We start from the raw sequence: 425 nt of genomic DNA on the forward strand, positions 1-425 counted from the left end.
GCTGCGTCCAGTCCTGGCTGCCGGAGTGGTTGGTGGAGAAGATCCACAGGCCGAGCTGGGTGGAGTCCGGGAGCACGCCGAGCGCGGTCAGCGCCGCGTCCCTGGCCAGCTCCATCCGGGTCTGCCCGTTGCCCGCCCTGGCCTGCATGGACCCGGACACGTCGATCACCGCGAGCATCCGCGCGTCCAGCGTCGCCGCGCTGAAGGTGCGCAGGACCTCGGCCGCCTGATCAGGGGTCGGCGTCGGCACCAGCTTCGCCGCCGCGCCGCGCACGCCGTCGCGCTCCGCCCAGCCCGCGGCCGCCGCGCCCTGCGGATCGCGGAACCCGGCCTCGCCGAAGCGCTTCACGGCGGCTGGCGCGCGCAGGGCCTCCTCGACCAGGTCCAACGCCCGCTCCAAGCCCTCGGGCTCGCCACGGGAGCGC

The 425-nt window shown here is 75.8% G+C and carries 1 protein-coding gene; it reads right to left on the minus strand.

Annotation, left to right across the window (positions count from 1 at the left end):
- Nucleotides 1-425 (minus strand): VWA domain-containing protein (locus CCN37_RS40495; protein WP_168201046.1); only part of this gene is annotated, 425 nt, incomplete at both ends.

Source organism: Allokutzneria sp. NRRL B-24872 (assembly GCF_002155965.1).
GTDB lineage: Bacteria > Actinomycetota > Actinomycetes > Mycobacteriales > Pseudonocardiaceae > Allokutzneria.